Source organism: Actinomadura soli (genome assembly GCF_005889715.1).
In the GTDB taxonomy this organism is placed as follows: Bacteria; Actinomycetota; Actinomycetes; order Streptosporangiales; family Streptosporangiaceae; genus Spirillospora; species Spirillospora soli.
The window spans coordinates 1-22,982 of sequence record NZ_VCKW01000138.1; the positions used below are offsets into that span (position 1 = coordinate 1).

Annotated in this window: 20 protein-coding genes and 2 tRNA genes; 13 read left to right on the forward strand and 9 right to left on the reverse strand. The window is 68.5% G+C overall.

The window, feature by feature from the left end; genetic code table 11:
- Positions 1-138 precede the first annotated feature (138 nt).
- The 3 genes from gyrA (at position 139) to ETD83_RS24660 (ending at position 4,341) form a co-directional block, all read left to right on the forward strand.
- On the forward strand, positions 139-2,646 hold the full coding sequence (gene gyrA, locus ETD83_RS24650; RefSeq protein ID WP_138647589.1) for a DNA gyrase subunit A: 2,508 nt from the start codon (positions 139-141) through the stop codon (positions 2,644-2,646).
- A 69-nt stretch (positions 2,647-2,715) separates the two neighbouring features.
- On the forward strand, positions 2,716-4,200 hold the full coding sequence (locus ETD83_RS45730) for a DUF3566 domain-containing protein (RefSeq protein ID WP_329602973.1): 1,485 nt from the start codon (positions 2,716-2,718) through the stop codon (positions 4,198-4,200).
- 67 nt (positions 4,201-4,267) lie between these two features.
- Positions 4,268-4,341: transfer RNA gene (locus ETD83_RS24660), tRNA-Ile, on the forward strand.
- Between the two features lie 29 nt (positions 4,342-4,370).
- Here ETD83_RS24660 and ETD83_RS46070 read toward each other — a convergent pair.
- Entirely contained in the window at positions 4,371-4,982 is a 612-nt protein-coding gene (locus ETD83_RS46070) for a LacI family DNA-binding transcriptional regulator (RefSeq protein ID WP_138647590.1), read from the reverse strand.
- 344 nt (positions 4,983-5,326) lie between these two features.
- Here ETD83_RS46070 and ETD83_RS24670 point away from each other — a divergent pair, with 344 nt between their 5' ends.
- Both ETD83_RS24670 and ETD83_RS24675 read left to right on the forward strand, forming a co-directional pair.
- On the forward strand, positions 5,327-6,103 hold the full coding sequence (locus tag ETD83_RS24670) for a CHAP domain-containing protein (protein WP_171064412.1): 777 nt from the start codon (positions 5,327-5,329) through the stop codon (positions 6,101-6,103).
- Positions 6,104-6,848: 745 nt separating this feature from the next.
- The gene (locus ETD83_RS24675; protein ID WP_138647592.1) at positions 6,849-7,388 is read left to right on the forward strand and encodes a DinB family protein; all 540 of its coding nucleotides are present in this window, start codon (positions 6,849-6,851) and stop codon (positions 7,386-7,388) included.
- Between the two features lie 1,631 nt (positions 7,389-9,019).
- Here ETD83_RS24675 and ETD83_RS24680 read toward each other — a convergent pair.
- Positions 9,020-9,370, reverse strand: coding sequence for a VOC family protein (locus ETD83_RS24680; protein WP_138647593.1), 351 nt, complete (start codon positions 9,368-9,370; stop codon positions 9,020-9,022).
- A 274-nt stretch (positions 9,371-9,644) separates the two neighbouring features.
- On the opposite strand from ETD83_RS24680, the gene ETD83_RS24685 reads away from it, so the two are divergent.
- The 3 genes from ETD83_RS24685 (at position 9,645) to ETD83_RS24695 (ending at position 12,546) form a co-directional block, all read left to right on the forward strand.
- A complete protein-coding gene (locus ETD83_RS24685) occupies positions 9,645-9,878 on the forward strand; it encodes a hypothetical protein (RefSeq protein ID WP_138647594.1) in 234 nt (77 codons plus the stop codon).
- Positions 9,879-10,566: 688 nt separating this feature from the next.
- Positions 10,567-11,406, forward strand: a complete 840-nt coding sequence (locus tag ETD83_RS24690; protein WP_230421151.1) for an AraC family transcriptional regulator — start codon at positions 10,567-10,569, stop codon at positions 11,404-11,406.
- A 54-nt stretch (positions 11,407-11,460) separates the two neighbouring features.
- Positions 11,461-12,546 carry a DMT family transporter gene (locus ETD83_RS24695; RefSeq protein WP_138647596.1) on the forward strand — a complete coding sequence of 362 codons (1,086 nt, stop codon included), beginning with the start codon at positions 11,461-11,463 and terminating at the stop codon, positions 12,544-12,546.
- 153 nt (positions 12,547-12,699) lie between these two features.
- Here the strand turns inward: ETD83_RS24695 and ETD83_RS43850 are convergent, their stop codons facing one another.
- Positions 12,700-15,564, reverse strand: coding sequence for an SDR family NAD(P)-dependent oxidoreductase (locus ETD83_RS43850; RefSeq protein ID WP_205717857.1), 2,865 nt, complete (start codon positions 15,562-15,564; stop codon positions 12,700-12,702).
- A gap of 82 nt (positions 15,565-15,646) precedes the next feature.
- Positions 15,647-15,856 (reverse strand): hypothetical protein, encoded by a 210-nt coding sequence (locus ETD83_RS24710; protein ID WP_138647597.1) that lies wholly within the window; start codon positions 15,854-15,856, stop codon positions 15,647-15,649.
- A 231-nt stretch (positions 15,857-16,087) separates the two neighbouring features.
- Here ETD83_RS24710 and ETD83_RS44770 point away from each other — a divergent pair, with 231 nt between their 5' ends.
- From ETD83_RS44770 to ETD83_RS24720, 3 genes are all read left to right on the forward strand, one after another.
- Positions 16,088-16,207 (forward strand): DLW-39 family protein, encoded by a 120-nt coding sequence (locus ETD83_RS44770; RefSeq protein ID WP_211342807.1) that lies wholly within the window; start codon positions 16,088-16,090, stop codon positions 16,205-16,207.
- An 89-nt stretch (positions 16,208-16,296) separates the two neighbouring features.
- Positions 16,297-17,013 (forward strand): HAD family hydrolase, encoded by a 717-nt coding sequence (locus tag ETD83_RS24715; RefSeq protein WP_205717858.1) that lies wholly within the window; start codon positions 16,297-16,299, stop codon positions 17,011-17,013.
- 17 nt (positions 17,014-17,030) lie between these two features.
- Positions 17,031-17,103, forward strand: a tRNA-Ala gene (locus ETD83_RS24720).
- Between the two features lie 155 nt (positions 17,104-17,258).
- Here ETD83_RS24720 and ETD83_RS24725 read toward each other — a convergent pair.
- Positions 17,259-17,465: a hypothetical protein gene (locus ETD83_RS24725; RefSeq protein ID WP_138647598.1), complete on the reverse strand. Its 207-nt coding sequence runs from the start codon at positions 17,463-17,465 to the stop codon at positions 17,259-17,261.
- Between the two features lie 148 nt (positions 17,466-17,613).
- Here ETD83_RS24725 and ETD83_RS24730 point away from each other — a divergent pair, with 148 nt between their 5' ends.
- Positions 17,614-17,988 carry a VOC family protein gene (locus ETD83_RS24730; protein ID WP_138647599.1) on the forward strand — a complete coding sequence of 125 codons (375 nt, stop codon included), beginning with the start codon at positions 17,614-17,616 and terminating at the stop codon, positions 17,986-17,988.
- Between the two features lie 65 nt (positions 17,989-18,053).
- Here ETD83_RS24730 and ETD83_RS24735 read toward each other — a convergent pair whose 3' ends face one another.
- Entirely contained in the window at positions 18,054-18,833 is a 780-nt protein-coding gene (locus ETD83_RS24735; RefSeq protein ID WP_171064413.1) for an SDR family NAD(P)-dependent oxidoreductase, read from the reverse strand.
- 87 nt (positions 18,834-18,920) lie between these two features.
- Here ETD83_RS24735 and ETD83_RS24740 point away from each other — a divergent pair, with 87 nt between their 5' ends.
- On the forward strand, positions 18,921-19,367 hold the full coding sequence (locus ETD83_RS24740; RefSeq protein ID WP_171064414.1) for a MerR family transcriptional regulator: 447 nt from the start codon (positions 18,921-18,923) through the stop codon (positions 19,365-19,367).
- A 159-nt stretch (positions 19,368-19,526) separates the two neighbouring features.
- Here the strand turns inward: ETD83_RS24740 and ETD83_RS24745 are convergent, their stop codons facing one another.
- The 3 genes from ETD83_RS24745 to cydC form a co-directional block, all read right to left on the reverse strand.
- A complete protein-coding gene (locus ETD83_RS24745) occupies positions 19,527-20,102 on the reverse strand; it encodes a hypothetical protein (protein ID WP_138647602.1) in 576 nt (191 codons plus the stop codon).
- Between the two features lie 330 nt (positions 20,103-20,432).
- A complete protein-coding gene (locus tag ETD83_RS24750) occupies positions 20,433-21,029 on the reverse strand; it encodes a peptidoglycan-binding domain-containing protein (RefSeq protein ID WP_138647603.1) in 597 nt (198 codons plus the stop codon).
- Between the two features lie 119 nt (positions 21,030-21,148).
- Entirely contained in the window at positions 21,149-22,912 is a 1,764-nt protein-coding gene (gene cydC, locus ETD83_RS24755; RefSeq protein WP_138647604.1) for a thiol reductant ABC exporter subunit CydC, read from the reverse strand.
- Between the last annotated feature and the right edge of the window lie 70 nt (positions 22,913-22,982).

Here is a 22,982-nt window from a genome sequence, read left to right on the forward strand (position 1 = left end):
GTGGTGCAGGCCGGGGGCGGGCCTACGGAGCTGCACTGGGGCCCCGCGAGGAGGGGCCGGCGGACGGGTGAGATGTCCGCGGCCTGATTCCGGCAGGCGACCGTACTTGCATCCCTACGAGCAGAAGAGGTCTTGAGAGTGACGGACGTGACCACAGAGAGTGGACACCCGGGCGAGCGGATCGAACCGGTCGACATCCAGGTCGAGATGCAGAAGAGCTATCTCGACTATGCGATGTCGGTCATCGTCGCGCGTGCGCTGCCTGAGGTCCGCGACGGCCTCAAACCCGTGCACCGCCGCGTCCTGTACGCGATGTACGACGGCGGCTACCGGCCCGACCGTGGCTACTTCAAGTGTGCCCGCGTCGTCGGCGACGTCATGGGGAACTATCACCCGCACGGCGACTCCGCCATCTACGACGCGCTGGTCAGGCTCGCGCAGCCGTGGTCGATGCGGTACCCGCTGGTCGACGGGAACGGCAACTTCGGCTCGCGCGGCAACGACCCGGCCGCGGCCATGCGGTACACCGAATGCCGCATGGCGCCCCTGGCGATGGAGCTGCTGCGCGACATCGACAAGGAGACCGTCGACTTCTCCCCCAACTACGACGGCCGGTCGCAGGAGCCGGACGTCCTCCCGTCCCGGTACCCGAACCTGCTGGTCAACGGGTCCGCGGGCATCGCGGTGGGGATGGCGACGAACATCCCGCCGCACAATCTGCGGGAGGTCGCCGACGGCGTCAGGTGGTACCTCGACAATTTCGGCACGTCCGACGAGGACCTCCTCGAGGCGCTGATCGAGCGGGTCAAGGGCCCCGACTTCCCGACCGCCGGGCTGATCGTCGGCCGCAAGGGCATCGAGGACGCGTACCGCACCGGCCGCGGCTCCATCACTATGCGGGCCGTCGTCGAGGTCGAGGAGATCCAGGGCCGCACCTGCCTCGTCGTCACCGAGCTGCCGTACCAGGTCAACCCGGACAACCTCGCCCTCAAGATTGCGGACGGGGTGAAGGAGGGCAAGCTCGACGGCATCGCCGACGTCCGCGACGAGACGTCCGGCCGGACGGGGCAGCGCCTCGTGATCGTCCTGAAGCGGGACGCCGTCGCTAAGGTCGTCCTGAACAACCTGTACAAGCACACCCAGTTGCAGGAGACGTTCGGCGCGAACATGCTCGCGCTGGTCGACGGTGTGCCGCGCACCCTCCGGATCGACCAGTTCGTCCGGTACTGGGTCGCGCACCAGATCGAAGTGATCGTCCGCCGCACCCGGTTCCTGCTCCGCAAGGCCGAGGAGCGCGCGCACATCCTGCGCGCCCTGCTGAAGGCCCTCGACCGGATCGACGAGGTCATCGCGCTGATCCGCCGGTCGCCGTCCGCGCAGCAGGCGCAGCAGGGCCTGATGAGCCTGCTGGAGATCGACGAGATCCAGGCGCAGGCGATCCTCGACATGCAGCTGCGCAAGCTCGCCGCCCTGGAACGCCAGCAGATCACCGACGAGTACGACAAGCTGATGGCGGAGATCACCGACTACAACGACATCCTGGCCTCGCCGGAGCGGCAGCGCCGGATCGTCGGCGACGAGCTGGCCCCCATCGTCGAGAAGTTCGGCGACGAGCGGCGCACGCAGATCATCCCGTTCGACGGGGACGTGTCGTACGAGGACCTCATCGCCGAAGAGGACGTCGTCGTCACGATCACCCGCGGCGGCTACGCCAAGCGCACCCGGACCGACCTGTACCGGGCGCAGCGGCGCGGCGGCAAGGGCGTCCGCGGCGCGCAGCTCAAGCAGGACGACATCGTCGACCAGTTCTTCGTCACCACGACGCACCACTGGATCCTGTTCTTCACCAACAAGGGGCGCGTGTACCGGGCGAAGGCGTACGAACTGCCCGATTCTGGACGCGACTCGCGCGGCCAGCACGTCGCGAACCTGCTGGCGTTCCAGCCGGACGAGCACATCGCCCAGGTCATGGACCTGCGTGACTACGAGGTCGCGCCGTACCTCGTCCTCGGGACGAAGAAGGGCCGCGTCAAGAAGACCGCGCTGAGCGACTTCGACTCGCCCCGCACCGGCGGCATCATCGCGATCAACCTGGTCGAGGACGACGAGGTCATCGCCGCGCGGCTCGTCTCGGCCGACGACGACCTGCTGATGGTGTCCACCGGCGCCCAGGCGATCCGCTTCCGCGCCGACGACGATTCGCTGCGCCCGATGGGACGTGCCACGTCCGGCGTCATCGGCATGCGTTTCGACGAGGACCAGGAAGTTCTTAACATGCTGGTCGTGAAGGACACGTCCCAGGACGTCCTCGTCGCGACCGAGGGCGGCTACGCCAAGCGGACGCCCGTCGACCAGTACCCGCTGCAAGGTCGTGGGGGTAAGGGCGTCCTCACCGCTAAGATCGTGCAATCTCGCGGGATGTTGGTAGGGGCCCTGATGGTGGGTCTTGAAGACGGAGTGTTCGCGATGACGTCCAACGGCGGAGTCATCCGGACCACGGCCGCGGAGATCAAGCAGTCCGGCAGGCAGACCATGGGCGTCCGCCTGATGAACCTCGCGGACGGGGACAGCGTGGTGGCCATCGCGAGGAACGTAGAGTCCATGGAGGACTCGGACGACGCCGAGGGAGGCGACGAGGGTGAGTGATGTGCGGGACTTCATCACGTCCTGTCCATCTGCCGCTTCCGTCACCGAACCGCTAGGCCAGGAGGACACGTGAGCACTGAGCCCGGCAAGAGCAAGGACGGGCCCGGCGCGGCTGCGCCGGGCGGCTCCGGCGAGAAACCCGGGGCCGAGCCCGGCGCGAACCCCGCCGGCGAGTCCGAAGCCAAGCCGGGCCGGACGGGCAAGTCGGCCAAGCCGGACTCACCGGACTCACCGGCCGAACCGGATGCATCGGATACGCCGGCCAAGTCTGACGCGTCGGACGAGCCGACCAAGCGGGAGGCGTCGCGTAGGCCGGGCAGGCCGGGCGCGTCGGGCAGGCCGGGCCGGTCGGCGGCGGCAGGTGAGCCGGGTGGGTCAGGCACGTCCGACGCTAAGTCGGGCAAGTCTGGCAAGTCCGGTGCGGGGGGCAAGCTGGTGTCCGCCGCGTCCGCCAAGCCCGGCCGGGACGAGACGACCGTCGAGATCGACTCCCACACGGACGAGACCAGGACCGACCTTGCCCAGGTGGACGAGTCGGCGGGCAAGTCCGACTCGCCGGAGATCGCCCCCGTCCAGGACACCACCGAACCTCCCAAAGACGACAAGCCCGCCGATTCCCCGACCGCCATCGACCCCATCCCGCGGCCCAGCGCCCCGGCGTCCGCTCCGGCTTCGGGGCGCCCCTCCGGCCCCTCGGGATCGGCGTCTCGCCCGTCGCCTGCCCGGCCTTCGAGCTCAGCCTCCGGCCCTGCCGCGTCCTCGCAGCCGGGCCCGGCTGCCGGAGGCCCGACCTCCGGCCGTCCCGCCGCCTCGAACTCGGGCTCGGCCTCTGGCACGCCGTTCGGCTCGGCCTCTGGCTCGGCCTCGGGCTCTGGGCCAGCGTCAGGTTCGGCCTCGGGTGCGGCGGCCTGGGCCAGGCCCGCCGAGCCGTCCGGTTCGGTATCCACAGGACGTACCGAGAAGCCGAACCAGCCGCTCAACGCGCCGCCGTCGGGTAACTCGTCCACCGCGAGTCCCAGCCCGGGTCCGGGGCCGTCCGGCACGCCCGCGTCCAGTCCGTCCGGCTCCGGGCGCTCGAAGCGTCCGAGCTTCGCGGGCACCGTGCTCAAGGACCGTCCGTCCACATCCCAGGCGCCCGTGAAACGCCCGGCCAAGGCTGGCGCCGGCGGCGGCAAGCCGGCGCGCAAGGCCCAGCTGCAGCTCGCCCGGCTCGAACCGTGGTCGGTGATGAAGTTCAGCTTCGTCATGTCGCTGGTCTGCTTCGTCATCCTCCTCGTCGCCGTGATCGTTCTCTACGCGATCCTGTCCGGCCTGGGCGTGTTCGACGCCATCAGCGACACGATCAACAGCCTCACCAAGGAGCAGGGCGAGACCACCGGGAGCGTCGACGCCGGCAGCTGGTTCTCCTTCTTCCGCGTCTTCGGCTACACGGTCCTCGTGGGCGCCCTGAACGTCCTGCTCATCACCGCTCTGTCCACGGTCGGCTCTGTCATCTACAACCTCGCCGCAGACCTCGTCGGCGGGGTCGAAGTGACCCTCAAGGAGGCCGAGTAATCGATTTCCGGTTGCCCCGCCAGATGGGGTAACCTCACGTTGCGCCGCCAGAACAGCGGTACAACCCGGGCCTATAGCTCAGTCGGTTAGAGCGCATCCCTGATAAGGATGAGGCCGGAGGTTCAAGTCCTCCTAGGCCCACCCCTCAAGCCCAAGATCAATCCACGTGTTCAGCCGCCCTCAAGCGACGATGAGCTGGGAGAGTCTGGGGAGACGATCAACGAATCGTCTCCCTTTTTCGTTGTCGCCGCGGGCCCGCAGGATCTCGTCCAGGACGGACACCGGCGAGCGCGGGGACATGGCGAGGCCGGGCGTCCACAGCACTTTTCCACAGGGCTGTGAGCTGCCCGCACAACTCGAACCACATTGCGGGCGTGACGTGGCTGTACACGCCGCCGATGTCGCCCAACTCGTGGCCGAGGCGCTCGTGGCTCAACATCTCCGGCGTCCGCAGTTCGACCATGAGGGCCTTGTGGGAGTGCTTGAGGGCTTGAGGCCGGGCGGTGCCAGTCCCAGCGCGATCGGCGTCCATGATGCATCCGTGCGACCCCGCACGCCTTGGCCCCGCACCGGCACATCGTGACCCCTTGGGTGGGCCCCCGAGACGGGCCCGGACTGAACGCCCATGTCGCGCGACCCCTGACGGGCGCCGGTGGCCGCCGCGCACCAGGCCTCCCAGGCGTGAACCCCAGCTCGGCGACTGCCTTCTCGACGGCTGTCCGGTTCGTCTCGGCGACACGTCCCGGATGGTTCAGGACGTTGGAGACGGTATCGACGGACACCCGGCGTGGCGGCCACGTTTGCGGTGGTCGCCCTCGCTCCGTCGTTCGAGCGGCAGACCTACCGCAAAAGACGTAGCTGTGAGTACGTCACCTTGATGAATGGGTCGACGGCATTGATCGTACAACGGTCACGCAGGTGGAGCTTCAGCAACGGGACGCCAAACTCCGCGAGGAAGGCGAGAAGCGGGATGCCAAGCTTCGCGAGGAGATCGCCGAGCAACGGGGCGGGGATCAGAGCGCCCCGACCGGAAGATCACCATCGCGGCCATCATCGTCACGGCCGTGATCTGTGTGATCACGATCGTGGTCGGCATCGTCGCGATCATCGCCAGATAGGAGGGGCCATGGCGTACAGCATCGGCGCCGTAAGCCGTGCAGCGGCCGGTGAGGTCGGCTATCGCGAGCGCGGCACCAACGACACGAAGTTCAACCGGTGGCTCGGCCGCATCGACGGATACGGCGCGGGCGGCTACGGCTACCCGTGGTGTGCGTCGTTCCTGGGATGGGCGGCCGACCGGGCGGGCGGCGTGGCGAACAAGGACTACCCGCGCACTGCCGGGTGCGCGACCGCCGTGGCCTGGTTCAAGAAGCGCGGCCGGTGGAGCTCCACCCCGCACGTGGGCGACTGGGTGTTCTACGGGCCGTCCGGGTCGACCCACGTCGAGCTGGTCGTCAAGGTGACCGTCTCGCGCATCACCACGATCGGCGGTAATACGTCCGGGTCCCTGGACGGCCGCTATTTCAACGGCGACGGCGTGTACCGCAAAGAGGTGCCGCGCAACTCCAGCCGGATCTACGGCTACGGCCGCCCGTTCTACGAGGAGGAAGACGTGCCCCTGACCAAGGAGGACGTGGAAAAGGTCGCGGACGCGACCGTGAAGGCCCTGCTCACCGCCCGGTACAACCGCTCCGGTTACACGGTCGGGGTCAGCCTGGAGAAGGCCCATAACGGCATCGTGGCGCTGCTCGCCCAGCAGTCCGCGGACGTGGACGAGGCCGAGGTCGCGCGGCTCGTGCTGGCCGGCCTGACGCCGGAGAAGATCGCGGCCGCCATCCCGCAGGACATCGGCGAACAGGTAGCCGAGGAACTGGCCGCACGGCTCGCAGCCAGGGAGGAGTAAACCCTGCTGCGGGTCAGCGCTACGGAAAGACCGTCATCGCGGCCCCGATGCCCGTCCTAGCGACCGTCCAGGCCGCCGTCAACGACGAGGCCCTCGACGTCAGTAAAGGGATCACGATCGGCGGCGCGCTGCCCGACGCACACGGCGTCTAGCGCGTCCCGAACCGGCCGGAGGCGCCGCCGGTCCGCGGCTACCGCTGCAGGTAGGTTCCGCGCACGCGGCATGGCCTCGTCCACTTCAGAGGGCGGGCCGGTTCGTCCGCCTACGTTTCGCAGGCACCTTGTGCGCGTCGGCGCACCGGCGGCGGTTGGTTCGCCGTTTCCGCCGCACCCGGCCAGGGCGAGGATGACGGCAGGGGCGGCGATAAGGGGGCGGATACGCATGGGCTGCCTGTCCTATGAGGGGTCCACAGAGGCAGGGGGCCCGCTCGTGGGACGCCGGAGGGGTTGACAGGGTTCACAGCTGTCCGGTCTCGGCCTCGTGCCCGGGGGGTGCGGGATGAGGCGACCGAGGATGCTCCGCCCCGCACCGGGAGATCGCGCCCCCGGACACCCGGCGCGTTGAGCCCCCAGGGCGCAGGTCGCGGGTGGGCCCGGCCAGCTCGACAACGTGAAGAGCGCGGGCCTCGGACCCGGCGAGCGGTGGTTCGGCGGCGGGCCGGGCATTGACCACGGGCCGGAAGGACCGTGGGAGAGCCGACGCATGTCGATTCCAGAGGATTGCCTTGGGGCTAGGCTGCTCGGCCATGGCGGACGTCGACGAGCAGGGCCGGCCGGAACCTCCCTTCGCGGCGGATGAGGCCAGTACCGTGCTGGGCTTCCTGGACTACCAGCGCGCGACCCTGGCATGGAAATGTTCAGATCTGGACGCCGTCGGTCTTCGAGCGACGGTCGCCGCGTCATCGCTGACGTTGGGCGGGATGCTCAAACACTTGGCCTTCATCGAGGATTGGTGGTGTTCTCGGTGGCTGCACGGCCGGGATCTGCAAGCGGTGTGGAAAGCGGGCGACTGGGACTCTGACCCCGATTGGATCTGGCACTCGGCTGCCGAGGACTCTCCGGAGCGGCTCCACGCACTCTGGGAGGAGAGCATTTCCCGCTCTCGCTCGCTGGTCACCGAGGCATTGGCTGACGGGGGACTCGACAGACTGGCTCGGCGTAGCTGGCCCGATGGCAAAACGCCCAGCCTTCGGTGGATCTTGCTCCATCTGATCGAGGAGTACGCACGGCACAACGGCCACGCCGACCTGATCAGAGAGTCGATAGACGGGCTCACCGGGGAGTAGCCGGTGTCGATGAAACATGATCAGTACTCAGCAGAAGGTCAGCACGGCCGCAGCGTCCAAGCGGCACCTCCACCATGAGATCAGATCTCCAAAAGCACTGTGCCCCGAGGATCCCAACAGGGTCGCGCGCACACGTCGACGCTGACTCAGTTCTGGCGTTCGTGATCAGTACAGTATGGATCTCGATTGGGCCGGGCTGTGGACGGTGAGTGGTGCAGCTCGGACAGTCTGCGCAGGTTGCGGGTCATGCATGCGCTCTCTCCACAGATTGTGGATAACCTGCTTCGCAGGGGGTGGGGGTGTGTCGGGGCGCTCGGGTGACTCGCGTGGAATTCGTGGATCAGTTTCTGTGCGGCCGACGATGCGGGCGTTGAACTCGCCTGGTTTCTTCGGCAGACATCCACAGGTTGAGAATCGTTCAGCCGCCCACCTTGCGGAGGGGGTAGTGCTTGGCGAAAGCGACGCCCGCTCATTAGAACGATGCCGTCGGCGAGCGCACGGCGGCGACTCCATGATGTGGAACGGGCCGAGAACCGGCGCATCATCCACAACTTGTGGATAACTGCGGGGGTTCTTCGCTGAGAGCGATGTTCACACTGGTGAGAGAGAATACGCCTACGCCATCATCCTCTCTCGGCAGCCCAAGCGCGGCTCGGCCGCGCCTGCACGCGGCCTGGTGAGTGGACGACTGCCTGGGCCTTACACATACAGCAGCCGGTCCCGGCGAGGGGGCTCTGGTTCCGGCCCAATTCTGCTGATCAGGAGACGTTAGATGGACCACGTCCAGGGACGGCGTACGTCCGAACGACAGCGGCTATCCGCACGCTGGTGAGCCACTTCCCCGCCACCGCCAAGGTCATCGATCACTTTATGTCGGGTGGAGACGATCTGATGTCGGCTGAACGCGGCCAGGTACTGACGTCGCCGCTCTTGGACGGCGGTGCCCGCACGTATGGGTCGTGAAGGGCCACCACAGCACCGGCTCTGGCAGGCAGTTCGGCGGGCGGTCCCTGGCTACGGCCCTCGGACGTCCCACGGCCTGATCCCCTGAGCTGTTCGAGCGCGGGGTTTGCCGTTGCCTCGCTGGTCGTGGTGTGCCTGGGTGTCGGGAGGTGGCTTGGGTTGCCGGGGCTGGGCGGTTCGGCGGCACCGGCCCCGCGGTTGGTTGTCCTCAACGCACCGGGTCGTTGGTGGTTGGGGACGTGCTTGGGGATGGTTGGTGGGCAACGCTGTCCACCGGAGATACGGGGTTGGGGAGACCGTTTGTCCACAGCGTGTGAAGGCGGTGTGGGCGAAGACGCGCCGGACAGGGCCTCTTCACTGGTCAGAGGCTTATCCACGACGTGGATAAGTGGTCCCACGAGTTGGGGACGAGCTGGGGAAGAATGGTGGACACGGCACCTGCCGGCCGTACCCAGGATGTGCACGGGAGTTATCCACAGGTTGTGGATTCTGTGCATGACGCCGCGTCCGGGATGGATGCTGAAGGAGCGGCGCAGGATGAGCCGCTGAGGCCGTGGAAAGCCTGGCTGTTCTGGGGATCTGCCTGTGGACGAGACCTCCCGGAGCGCCTGTCTGCACGACAAGGGAGGTGTGTGCGGATGCTGTCCCCAACCTGTGGATAACGATGCCTAGAGGTCCTTCGCCTGCGGATGCCGGGGCTCGTAGATCGGCAGTTCTCCACCGCTCGGCAGCTTGATCGAGGCGAGCAGCCCCCAGCTCTGCTCGGTCACGGGCACGTCGACCTGGACGCCGCGGGCGCCCAGTCCTTCGAGCGTGGTCTGGATGTCGTCGCACATGAGGTAGAACTCGTGCCGCGGCTCGCCCTCGGTGGGATGGGCCGCGAGTTCCGCCGGCGGCAGCTTGAAGATCAGCCAGCCGTGGCCCGCGTCGACGTCCGGAAAACCTAGGACGTCCCGGATGAATGCGCGGTCCGCCTCGGCGTCGCGGCTGTAGATGATGACGTGTGCCCCGTTGATCATGGCTCCCCCTCGCTTCTCGTCTGGTCTTTTCCCGGGGTACGGCTCGGATCGCGTGAACGTCTCGTTAACAGCGGGATGAGAGAGGCGGTGTCCTTCGTTGGTCTGTACATGGTCCGCGCGCCCCGGCTTAATGTCCGCATGAAGTCAAGCGCCGCGCCACGCCCGGCGGAGCGGGGACGCGCATGCCTACGATGGCCCGAAACCGGGGCGGCGAGGTACGGGAACACCGGTCCGACCTGCGAACACCAGTTCGAACGCGTGCTACGCTCGCCGCATGGGGAAGTTGCTGAACGAGCCGGTCCGCGCCGAGCACGACCTGGCGGGACGGCTCACCGCGTACGAATGGCGGGGGACGCGGTACGCCGTGGACGAGGTGCTGAAGACGTACGGAACGGCCCAGGAAGCCCGTGTCTACCGGGTCCGCGTCACGGGCGCCGACGGAGTGGTCGTCGCGGAGCTCGGTCGTGACGCCGACCGGTGGCGACTTCGCCACGTCTTCTCTGCCTGAGCGCTCCGCCCCGTCTCGGCTCGTCCGGCAAAGCAAGCCTCAGGAAAAACGGCTTACCGGCTCTGGGGCTCAGCAGTCCATTGCCCCCTTCCCCAAGCGGACTGCCGAGGTTGGTCCTGAACCGCTCACCGAGCCGCCGCTGCCTGCGGGCTCCATGACCCCTCGCATCGAACGGCAACCCGCCGCTCGACCTGACGAGGATGCTGAGCCAGGGCCTAAGCCGTCTGCGGAAGCAGGCGCTGTACGGCGTCCAGGTTTTCGCTCTGAGCTGCCGGTCGAATCTGAGGCCGGGCAGCTCGCTGAGCCGCAGTCCATGGGGCGCGCCGTCCCGTGGCTTGATGGGTCTGTCAGGGCTCGAACTGAGTCGGGTACCGGGATGGGCGCCGCGCGCGGTGCGGTTTCCCGGTCTGGGCGGTCGGTTGTGCCTGGGGTGGAGCGGGCGGCTGACGCGGGCTCGCGGCAATTGGCGAAGGCACAGGGCAGTGGGCGAAGTGCTTCTCGCTCTGAGCAGGTTGCCGAGTCGCGGTCTGGCGGGCGGGGCGACTCTCGTCCGGAAGGGTCCGTTGATGCTGGGCTGGGAGCGGGTGCCGAGGCACAGTCCGCGCGTGGTGTTGTTCCTTGGTCTGATGGGCCTGCGGGGCAGGTCGAGTCTGGGGGTGACGAGGGCGCCCGGTTTCGGGATCGGACGTTGTGGACGCGGGTCGACGGCATTCAAGGATCGCCGCTCGACCTGCTGACGGCCCGGATCGGACGTCGGCACTACGCGCCGCATATCCACGACGAGTACGCCATCGGGGTGACCGTCGACGGTCTGGAGACGATGCGCTACCGGGGCGAGAAGGTCTGCTCGGGTGCTGGGAGCCTCGTCGTGGTCGAGCCGGGGGAGGCGCACACGGGCGGCCCGGCCTGTCCGGAAGGCTTCGCCTATCTGTGTGTGTATCCGGGCGCCGAGTTGCTGGGCGCCGCGATGAACTCGGACGAGGAGCCCGCGTGGCCGCACTTCCGGGAGCCGATCATCGTCGATCCGCAGCTCGGCGAGGCATTGCGGCTGGCGCATCGCGCGCTGCGTCTGGGCCAGGATCCACTGGAGGGCGAGTCCCGTCTGCTCGGGGTGCTGAGCGCGCTCGTCCGGCGGCATGCTGGTCCGGGCCCGGAGGAGGCACCGCGACGGCGCGGCGCCGACGCCGGCCGGATCGCTCGCGTCGTCGCGGCACGCCTGTCGGACGAGATGCTCGCCCCGCCGACGCTCACCGAAGTCGCAGGTGACCTGGAGCTCTCGCGGTACCAGCTGCTGCGCGCCTTCCGTGACGCCATGGGCATGCCGCCCTACGCGTGGCTCGCCCAGCACCGGGTCACCCGAGCTCGCGCCCTGCTGGACGCGGGACACCGGCCGGCGGAGGCGGCGACGCTGGTCGGGTTCGCTGACCAGGCGCACCTTACGCGATGGTTCCGGCGCGTGGTGGGCGTCACCCCCGGCGCGTACCGCAACAGCGTTCAAGACAGCGCGGCGCGCCGTCCCGCATTCTGAACCAGTCCGTTCGGCCGTGTTGCCCGCATTGGACGGACAGGAACGGAGGTCGTGTTGAGTCGCCGTGGCTGGGTGCTGTTCGCGCTGATGGGCGTGCTCTGGGGCATCCCGTATCTGATGATCAAGGTGGCGGTCGAGGACGTCTCGGTACCGATGATCGTGTTCACCCGGACCGCGCTCGGCGCCGTCGTCCTGCTGCCGCTCGCGCTCCGGGCGGGCCAGTTCGGGGTGGTCCGTCGGCATTGGCGTCCGCTGCTGGTGTTCACGGCGGTGGAGATCCTCGGGCCGTGGGCCCTGCTGTCGGACGCGGAGAACCGGCTGACCAGCTCGATGACGGGGCTGCTGATCGCCGCTGTCCCGATCGTCGGGGTGGTGCTGGCCAGGCTCACCGGGGACGGGGAGCGGCTCGGCCCGGTGCGGTGGGCGGGGCTGCTGGTCGGGCTGGCCGGTGTCGTCGTCCTCGCCGGGCCGCATCTGGGCGGCGGCAGCGCATGGGCGATCGGCGAGGTCATGCTGGTCGCGCTCGGCTACTCCATCGCCCCGATGATCGCCATCAGGCGGATGCGGGACCTGCCCAGCCTGCAGTTGGCCGCGTTCTCGCTGGCCATCGCCGCGCTCGTCTACACCGGCCCGGCGGCCGCCACCTGGCCGGAGTCGATGCCGAGCGGACGCGTCCTCGCCGCGCTCATCGGGCTCGGACTGGTGTGCACGGCGCTGGCGTTCATCGTGTTCTTCGAGCTGATCCGGGAGGTCGGCACGTCCAGGGGCATGGTGTTCACCTATGTGAACCCGGCCGTCGCGGTCGTCGCCGGGGTCGTGCTCCTCGGCGAGCCCCTCACCGGGACGATCATCGCCTCGTTCGCGCTGATCCTCGGCGGCTCCGTCCTCGCGACCGCCCATCGCAGCAGCCCGGCGCCCACCTCGGCCGCGCCGACCCAGGACGCCACCGTCGAGCCCAAGACCGCTGCTGAGTCCAACACCGCTGCTGAGCCCAGCGCCGCCGTCGAGCCCAGCGCCGCCGTCGAGCCCAGCGCCGCCGTCGAGCCCAGCGCCGCCGTCGAGCCCAGCGCCGCCGTCGAGCCCAGCGCCGCTGCCGAGCCCGACGCCGCTGTCGAGCCCAAGGAGAACTCGGCCTGTTGACCTAGCGGAACGGTCACGCCCAATGAGCTAGTCCAGGACGCGCCCGGCCGTTCGCAGCCGGGCGCACCGACTTGCTCACCGGGAGAGGTGAGCGTGTTGGTGCTTGGCGGGCGCGTCCGTCCTTCGGCATGTCCGCCTGCCTGCTGAAATGGGTCAGCGGAGGGTGACGATGAACTTGCCCGGCTTGCCGTAGTTGCCGGCTGGGTCGATGGCGCGGTATTCGACGGTGTGGCGGCCCTTGCCGAGCTTGCCGTAAGTGAGGTTGTCGATGACGGTGCCGTTCTCGGTGAACAGCCAAGGGGCGGACGAGTCGGTCGGCCAGCCGAAGTAGTTGAACCAGCCGTCGCCGTCGACGCGGAACTCGGAGACCACGATGCCTGGGCGGTCGTCCGTGCCGGTGAGGCGCATGGTGAACGGGCCGTCGAAGACGTACTCGGGCGTGTGGCCTGGACGGATCCGGCTCTGCGTCGCCTTCGACAGCTCGTACTTCACCGTCGGGCCCTGCGCGTCGATCGTCCATGTCCGGCTCTTGGAACCGACGCGGGCGACCAGCTGATGCGTGCCCTTGGACAAGCGGAACCGTGCGAGATCGATGTCCCGGTCGCCGCCGCGTACGCGTCGCCCGTCCAATTCCCAGCGGACGGTCGGAATGCTGCGCACCGGATGCGTCGTCTCCGCGTACACGACCGAGTCGCTGCCCACAGGCTTGTCGATCGGCGTGGACGAGCTGAAGTCGATCGGTACGTCCTCCGGCGGGGTCGTCACGCTGGTGTCGACCGTCCATGTGCGCACCTGGGTGAGCGCGGCCGACGACCGTACAACCGGGTCCCGGACGAAGCCAGTGGGGTCGGTGACCCTGGCCTGGACGGTGTGTACGCCCTTCCTCAGGTGCAGCCGCGACAGATCGAGGTTGGCGCCCCCCGATCCGCCCTCCGCTGCACCCTCCGGCCCGCCCGTCCCTGCGGTCTTCCCGTCGACCGTCCAGGTGACGGACAACGGGTGACCGCTCGGATGCATCGTCTCGACCCACAGAACACGGTCGTCCCCAACGGGCGCGGTCGTTGGCGTGTGGGCCTGGATGAGGTTGACCTTGGCTGAGATCTGCTGGGTCATCCGTTCGCGCGACACCTGGTCGAAGTAGTAGCCCAGCGTTTTCATCATCGAGTGCTGGCTCGGCCTCCACACGCCCTTACTGAAATAGATGCCGCCCTCGTACCGTCCTATGGTTCCTCCGGACTCGCTTCGCTCACCGAGCCACCGCCACCACTTCTTCTTCTGCGCCGTCATCTCCTGCTCGGTCATCAGCGTGTGGTGGATGGAGTCGGGCTCAGGACCGCTGTACGTCCCGCCAGGAACACCCCGCTGGTAGTAGTCGTACTCGTCGTCCAGCCCACCCAGCGAGTGGCCGAGTTCGTGCGGTGCGATGAGAGCGGACATCGCGTTACCGCCAGAAGCCGTCGCGTAGGCGCCGCCAGCACCGCCGTAGGTGTCGCTGTTGGCGAGTGCGAGAATCTGCCGGTTCGCTGTAGTGGTCCCTGGGACGAGGTCGGCGTACGTCTTGGCCGCCGCAGAGTTCATGACGAGAAGCCGCTGGACGCCGTCCGACCGGCAGCCGCTCCAGAACGCCATGCTCAGCGGAGTGGTGCGGCGCGGGGACGACAGCGACGGATCGCAGCTCACCCCCGACTCGCCGGACGGGATCTCGACCGCGTACACGTTGATGTAGCTGCGGTACGACTTGAACGGCTCGATCGTCCACAGGTCGTTGAGGTGCTCGGCGAAGTGGGCGCGGAACCTGGGCATGTCCGCCGGCGTGTACCCGTCCCCGAGGATCACCAGGTTGAAGCGCTTGGCGGGGTCTCCGGTGACCTGAACCGGAACGACCTTCGCGTCCGCAGGGTCCGCAAGATCCGCGAGGTCCGCCGCTCGTGCGGGAGCCGCGGACAGGGCCAGGACGGTCACGGCCGCCGCCCCGATCGCCGTCGTCCTACCCGTCCACATGCGCAGACCTCCTCGCGGCGGCGCACGCGGCAGGCGGGGGGCCGCCCGGGGGGACGCTGCGCCCGGCACATCCCGCTGATCAAGGGGGACTTTCCGGATTATCACCTGAAGATCTGGATTTGTCGCTACCGCTTCCCGCGCTGTCCGTCCGCCAGGCCCCGGGTCACCCGCGCGCCGCCCCGCACGCCGCTGCACCGCCGCCGACAACACGGGCGCGAGCCCGCCGATCCTGGCGCCGAGCCGCAGTCCGAGCGGCGCCACGTCGATCTCGGCGACGTTCCGCTCGATGGCCCTGAGGGTCGCCCGCGCCACGTCCTCTGGAGACCGGGTGCCGACGCCGCGCGGCAGCGTGACATCGGCTTCGGCGAACATGCCCGCGTCCCGGATGAACCCAGGGAAGATCGTCGACACGCCGACGCCGTGCGGCCGCAGGTCCTCGCGCAGCGCGAGAGCGAACCCTCGCATCCCGAACTTTGTCGCGTTATAGAGGGACGCGTTCCCGGACGCCGCTTTCCCCGACAGCGACGAGACGAAAACCAGATGCCCGCGGCCACGATCGGCCATCCGCGCGCTCGCGAGCTTCGCCATGACGATCGGCGCCCGCAGGTTCACGTCCAGCGCCCGGTCGATCTCGGTGATCGAGTAGTCGGCCAGCAGCCCGGACGCCGGCAGCGCCGCGTTCGCGACCAGCACGTCCACCTGGCCCGACTCGTCCACCTCACCCGACTCGTCCACCTGGCCCGACTCGTCCACCTGGCCCGACTCGTCCACCTGGCCCGACTCGTCCAGCAGCCGCTCGGCCTCGTCCAGGAGCCGATCGGTCGCCGCGCGGTGCGCCAGGTCGGCGGCGATGGCCCGGGCGCCGCCGCCGAGCCGTTCGGCCAGGGGTTCCAGGACGTCCACCCGCCGGCCCGTCAGGACGACCCGCGCGCCGCGCCCCGCCAGCGCCACCGCGAGCGCCTGGCCGATCCCGCCGCTCGCACCGGTCAGCAGGACGTTCGCTCCGCGCAGCTCCATCCCGCGATGATGCCGCATAGGTGAACACTTTTCACCTGTGGCAGCTGACCGCACCGAGCGCGAACGGCCCGGGCCCGCGGGCTCACATCCCGATCCGCCACAGCAGCAGGATGACCGACGACAGCACCAGCCCGGCCGTACCGATGACCACCTCACCCAACGCGATCATGGCGGCGCATCCCATCGCCGTCACCCCGGCGGCCAGCACCAGCCCGCGGGCCGCGGACGGCTCCTCGTCCGGCGCGCCCGGATCGAACTCGCGTTCCCAGCGGCGGAAGTCGTCCTCTGCCATCGGCTCTCCCGAAGGTCGTCACCCCGGATTATGCGGCGGCCGGACGGCCCGGCGAGATGGCGCGGGGGTGAGGGCATCCGCACCAGAATTTGGACGCCTGGTCCGATACCGGTGAGGGGGTGCGGATCGCCCGGGAACGGTTGCTAGGCTGCGGAGAGCCTGGGGGAAGCAGTCGCAGTTGAGAGGTCCCCCGGGGTTTGACTGAATAGTCGAGGTGAAGGGGTCCCCACCGTGAAGAAGCTGCTTATCCTGGCCGTCGTCGCACTCGGTGGCTTCGCTGTCTGGCGCCGGCTCCAGCAGGACCGTGCCGAGCTGGACCTGTGGACCGAGGCCACGTCGTCCGACAACTGAGCATTTCTCATCCCGCCCGGCCGCGGAGCCTTGACCGGCGCGGGCGGGGATGAGGGGTGTTCACCGACGCAGGCGATAAGGTCCCCGGCGTGAACGAAGCAGCCCCGATCACCGTCGCCTGCCTCGATCTCGCCGGGACCACTGTCTCGGACGGCGACAACGTCCGCACCGCCTTCGCCGAGGCGATCGCCACCCTGGGGATCGTCTCCGGCACGGCGGCGTACGGCCGTGCCCTGGCACGATTCCACGAATCGCGCGGCGGCTCGAAGATCGCCATCTTCCGCTCCCTCTTCGACGAGGACCGTGCCCAGGCGGCGAACCTGGCGTTCGAGCGCTCCTACGACGACCTCGTCGACCGCCGCGGCCTCACACCCGTCCCCGGCGCCGATGACGCCCTCCTCCGCATCCGCGCCGCCGGGATCCGCGTCTGCCTCCTCACCGGCTTCGGCCGCAGCACGCAGGCCCGCATCATCGACGCCCTCGGCTGGTGGGACCGCGTCGACCTGACCCTCTGCCCGGCGGACGTCCCGCGCGGCCGCCCGTGGCCCGACCTCGTCCTCACCGCCGCCCTCCGCCTCGGCGCGGACGACGTCCGCCAGATCGCCGTCTGCGGCGACACCGCGAACGACATGCTCACCGGGCGCCGCTCCGGCGCGTCCATCGTCGCGGGCGTCCTCACCGGCGCCCACGACCGCGACCACCTCCTCACCGCCGGCGCCACCCACATCCTCCCCAGCGTCGCCGCCCTCACCGACCTCATCCTCCCCGCCCCCGTCGATGACACGGTGACCGCCGACCACAGGTAGGCTTGTCCCCGCCCAAGGGGGCCTTAGCTCAGTTGGTAGAGCACTGGCTTTGCAAGCCAGGTGTCAGGGGTTCGAATCCCCTAGGCTCCACCCACCAGAAAGCCCAGGTCAGAACCAAGCTTCCGACCTGGGCTCCTTTCTTTGGACGCCAGTGGGCGCGGGCATGGTGTGGGGAGCCGGTGACTCGGTCGTGAATACCAGCGGCCAGTCTGACCGATGTCACAACGAGCTGTTCGCCTGGACGCTCAGTCCGCGAGGGTGCCGACGCCGAACCAGAGGCCGGCCATGCCCGGCAGCGTCAACGGGATCACCGCTAGTGCCGCCAGCCAGCGCGGAACGCCTCGTGCGTAGCGGCCCGTCAGCAGGTTGAGCATGCGGAGCCACGCCAGGCAGCCGGTGACGAGGCAGAGGCCCGCAAAGGTGAACCACTTCGCCGCGATCAAGGCATTCACGTGCAGGACGGTAGCCAGAGGCGCTCAGCGTTCACAAACCAGCCCAGGTCGGAAGCCGGACGCTCGAAGGGTGTGGGTGCTCCCCCGGAACGCTGATCTGCGGGCGCCTTGTTGGGTTGTTGGGTCTCTTGCGGGCAAGTTGGAGGGCATGGATATCAACTCCGTGATCATCGACTCCGCCGATCCGGATCGGCTGGCGGCCTTCTGGAGTGAGCTGCTTGACCTGCCGGTGGCCGCGCGTGGCGGACCGTATGTGTGGCTTGAACGCAGGAACGGGTTCGGCGTGGGTTTCCAGCGCACGGATGGCTCGAAGGCCGGGAAGAACCGGCTTCATCTGGATCTGGAGTCGGACGATCCGGCTGCCGAGCAGGCCAGGGTGGAGGCGCTGGGCGGACGCCGGCTGACCGAGTACGACCCCGGAGGTTTCCTCGTCATGGCCGATCCCGACGGAAACGAGTTCTGCATCATTCCCAAGGGGTCATTTGAGCTCGACGAGGAGGGGCGGGCCGACTACCTGACTTGAGGTGTGGAGGCTGGCTGAGGGCGCGTTCACCCGCCCCCGTGCCGCGTGCATCTTCTGGGTAGCCGTTAGACGGTTTTGAGCAGGCCGCCGTCGATTACCAGGTCTGAGCCGCTCATGTTGGGGACGTGGCCGGAGGCGAGGAAGACGACGAGAGCCGCTATCTCTTGGGGATCGGTGAAGCGGGCGGTTGAGAGGCCGATGCGCGCCGGGAGTTGGTCGGTGATGTTCTCTCTGGCGATGCCTGCGCGTTGGGCTAGCAGGTCGCCGGGGCCGCCTGGGGACGTCCATATGTCCGTCCAGACTGGGCCCGGGGAGATGGTGTTCACGCGTAGTCCTTGGGGGCCGAACTCTTCCGCGAGCGCTTTGCCGAGGTTGGAAAGTGCGGCTTTGGCCGCTGACTGGGCGATCAGGCGTGGTTGCGGCAGCCGGGCATTGACGGAACTTATGTTGACGACAGCGCCGCGACGCTCCAGGAGATTTGGCAGCGCCGTGCGGGTTGTGCGCACGGCCGTCATGAGTGTCAGGTTGAGCGTGTGCTGCCAGGCGTCGTCGCCGAGTTCGAGGAATCCGCCGCTGGGAGTTGACGTGCCCGCGACGTTGTTGACGAGCAGGTCGATGCCGCCATGCTGTTCGAGGGTGTGACGTACCAGGCGGTCGGGTCCGTCGGGGGTTGCCAGGTCGACGGTGAATGTGTGCGGTGTCGCGGCTTGCAGGTCATCGGTGGCCGTGCGGGTGCCGGCTACGACGGTGAAACCGTCCTTGGCGAGTGCGCGGACGATCGCCAGCCCGATCCCCCGGCCCGCTCCGGTCACCACGGCGATGCGCGTTCTACCCGACGTTGTCATCGCGATGTCCTTCCGCCGCTGCCACGGGGTTGCATGGTACGAATTCTCACGTCGGCAAGCATCCAGGTTGAACTATGGTTCAAGTCAATGAGTGAGCTGTCGATAGCCGAACTGCGGGCCCGGACCGGGCTGGCGTCGTCCGCCCTGCGTTTCTATGAGCGCAAAGGATTGCTCCGCGTCACCAGGCGCGCGGGCGGCAAACGCGTCTACGACGAGGACGCCGTCGAACAGGTCGCGCTCATCGACCTGCTGAAACAGGCCGGCTTCACGCTGTCGGAGATCGCGGTGCTCGTCGGTCCGAGCGGGCGGACGGCCCCGGACTGGCGAGCGGCCGCGTCGGCGAAATTGCTGGAGCTCGATCAGCGCGTCGAGCAGATTCAGCGGGCGCGGAAAGCGTTGCGGCACGCCCTCGACTGCGAGCACGACCACCTCGACGATTGTCCTGTGCACCATCGCATTCTGCGAGCGCACGCCGAAACGCTCGCGGCAGCCGCGAGGAAATCGTCCCCTGCCGCTGGTCACCGTTCTGACTAGTCAAGGCCGGGCGGCCATCGCGGACGTTGTGAGTTCAGGCTGATGGTCGGAGAGGCGGCGGACGGCTGAGCCGGAGATCCATGGGTCGGAGATCCATGGGTTGGTAAGCCAGGGCGGGCCGGATGAGGGCGGTTTCCCTGGTCGCGGCGGCTTGGGGTGCTATTCGCTGGGGCGGATTGTTTGGGCTGGGGTGATGGTGAACTTGCCCCTGATGGGCACGCTTTCGGGGTCGTAGCAGTCGGCGGGATCCCAGACGGTCAGGCCGCCGGGAAAGCCGCTGCTCCACCACATTTCGGCTTTCTGGTTCTGGTGCAGGGCCTCCATTGTCGCCGGGTCCGTCCTGCCGCCCGGTCCGGCGAGTGTGATCTTGCACGGGCCCTGGAAGCTGATGATGAAGCCGGAGAGCGGTGCGGCAACGGTGTCGATGGAGGTCAGGTATCTGGTGGCCGTCATGGGGATCGGGACTTTGAACGAGGGCCAGCCCAGATTCCCCAGGCCGGAGCAGCCGCGCACCGTCACGTTTTGGATCTGGCCCTGTCCAGAACTGTCGAAGAAAGTGCCGTCGAAGCGCAAGGAGCAATCAACATTGCCCATATGGAGGAGACCCTCGCCGGTGAACGCGCCGCCTGGGGCGACCGTCCAGGTTGCCTGACGCGCGGACGCGCTACCAGGGGTGAGGCAAGCCGCCAGGAGAATGATGATGCCGGTGATCAGGTTCGCGGTAGACCTTCGCATGATTCCTCCACTGTGTGGTTCAGGGAGGTTACGTCGGGGCGATGGTACGGGCGTAGGCCCATTGGTCGGGAGGCATGACCCTCGTGGCCGTCTCCATTGGCATTTGGTGACAAGCGTCGAGCCGATGATCGGTGGGTGGCAGGAAAGCGCGTTGCTGAGGTGATCTCTGGGGTTGCCGAGTTCGATCAGGTGACTTGGGCGCGGGATGGCCGGTTGCGGTCTCGAGTGAAAGGTTCTGCCGGAAAAGGAATTCTAGGCGGGTCGTTAGCGCGTGGTCGGATGTGGGATGGCGACCGCCTCGCCGTTCGCGAGGCGGCCGCCGTTGGGCCCTTAGCGGCCGGGGGTGCGCTGAGACTCGGCACCCTGCGCGAAGGCGGCGCGGAAGGTGATCTCACCGAAGATTCCGTCGGCGTGGATCTCCTTGCGCTGCTGGAAGGCCTTGACGGCCGCGGTGGTGGCCGGGCCGTAGGAGCCGTCCACGACGAGCGACCGGTCCTGCAGGACCCTCATCGCGTACTGGATGCCCTTGACCTGGGCCTTTCGGCAGCTGCCCGCACCGACCTCGCCGCCGTCGTCACGGAGCGCGCCCCAGGTCTCGACGTCGAGCTTGCCGGTCTGGGGCAGGTTGTGCGACTTCTGGTACTTCTGCACTGCCGCTCCGAGGTTCGCCGGCCAGCCCTCGCCGGCGGACGTCGGGGTGCAGTCGCCGTAGAACGTGAACTGCACCAGGTAGCAGCGGGCGGACGCGATGCGGTAGTCGCTGTCGCCGGGGCCGAGCTCGACCCACGGCTGCGACTCGATGGCCTTGACGACCGCGGGATCGGTCTTCGGGCCGTCCGCGTTGGCCGTTCTCATCGCGCCGATGCTGGCGCCGATCGCCAGCAGCGTCACCGCGAGGAAGAGCACCACGCGTAGCAAGATCTTCATCTGTGGAATCCCCCGTTCCGATCGATTGGATCCTGTACTTCGGTGTGATGCCGACCGATGGGGAATTGTTCTCGGCAATCTCGGATAATTTAGGCGGACGAATGGAATCCGGCGCGGGTTTACCTGCTTCGGAATAATTTACTCACTTGAATTGGAGCCGGCTCGGCGGCGCGCTCCCGCTGCCACAGTGACCGGTAGAGCCCGGGGCGCGACACCAGGTCGGCGTGCGTCCCGCGGTCTGCGACGCGGCCGCCGTCGAGGACGATGATCTCGTCGACGGCGTCCAGGCCGGTGAGGCGGTGGGTGACGAGCAGGGTCGTGCGGCCTTCGGTGGCGGTGAGCAGGTCGGCGGTGAGATCGTCGGCGGTCGCGAGGTCGAGGTGCTCGGCGGGCTCGTCCAGGAGCAGGATCGGGAAGTCGGCCAGGAGGGCGCGGGCCAGGGCGATGCGCTGGCGCTGACCGCCGGACACCCGCGCGCCGTGCTCCCCGACGCGCGTGTCGAGGCCCTGGGGGAGCGCGTCGATCCAGTCGAGGAGGCGGGCGCGGCGGAGGGATTCGCGGATCTCGTCGTCGGTCGCGGTGGGTCGTGCCAGGCGGACGTTCTCGCCGATGGTCGAGTCGAACAGGTGCGCGTCCTGGGCGCATAGGCCGATGATGCGGCGGACGTCGTCCCCTTTGAGGGAGCCTAGGTCTGTTCCGTTGAGGGCTGTCCGGCCGTTGGTGGGGTCCAGGAAGCGGAGGAGGACGGCCGTAAGGGTGGTCTTGCCTGAGCCACTGGGGCCGACGATCGCGCAACGGCGACCTGGGGTCAGCTCCAAGGTGATGTCGTCGAGGACGTAGGGCCCTGTGGGCGTCCATCGGGCGCGGAGGTTCTCGACCCTGAGGGTGTAGGGGGCTGCAGGGAGGGGTGTGGGCGTGGCCGGGTCGTTTACTGGCTCGGGGGTATCGAGGACGGCGAAGATGCGCGTGGCCGAACGGCGGACACGTTCCAGGTACTGCGCGGCCAGCGGCAGCCCGGCGACGACCTCGAAAGCGGCCAGGGGCAGCAGGACGACCACCGCGAGAAGCACCCCGTCGAGCGTCCCAGAGCGAACGGCCGGTATACCGACTGCGAGACTGCCCCAGACGGCCAGGCCGCCCGCGAGAGCGGAAATCGCTGCACCGACACCAGCTGTGGTGGCGGAACGAGCCGACGCGCGGGTGAAATCACGGTCTAGTTGGGCTGCTTTGGTGAGTTGGGTGGGGGCGGCGCCGTAGGCGATGAGTTCGGGTGCGCCTTGGAGGGTGTCCACGACGTGGGTGGTGAGGTCGGCGCGCAGGTCGGTCGTGCGGTATTCGGCACGGCGCGCCATAGCGGCCGACAGCCAGGGTGCGACGACGCCTGCGAGGAGGAGGGCGCACAGGAGGACGGCCCCAGCCGACGGAAGCAGCGCCCAGGCCAGCCCAACGGACGCGCCCCCGACGACGGCGGCGACCGTGCAGGGCAGGAGCACGCGCAGGAAAAGGTCCTGGACGGCGTCGACGTCGGCGACGAGCCGGTTCAGCAGGTCGCCGCCGCGGAAGCCGGGCAGCCCGCCCGGCGCGAGCCGTTCCAGCCGTTCGTACACGCGGGCGCGCAGGTCGGCGAGGATCCGGAAGGTCGCGTCATGGCCGACGAGCCGTTCGAGGTAGCGGAACACGCCGCGTCCCAGCCCGAAGGCGCGGACGGCCACGATCGCGACCATGAGCATCAGCACCGGCGGATGCTGCGCGGCGCGCGAGATGAGCCATGCCGAAGTGGCCATGAGCCCGACACCGCTGCCGAGCGCGAGCACGCCGAACAGGACGGCGAGGACGAGCCGCCACCGGGCGGGACGGGCGAAGCTGAGCAGCCGAAGGATCATGCCGAGGCCCTCTGTGTGTGTGCGTGCCGTGACTGTCGACCGCCCCGAGGCCGGTCCCCGACCTGCCCCC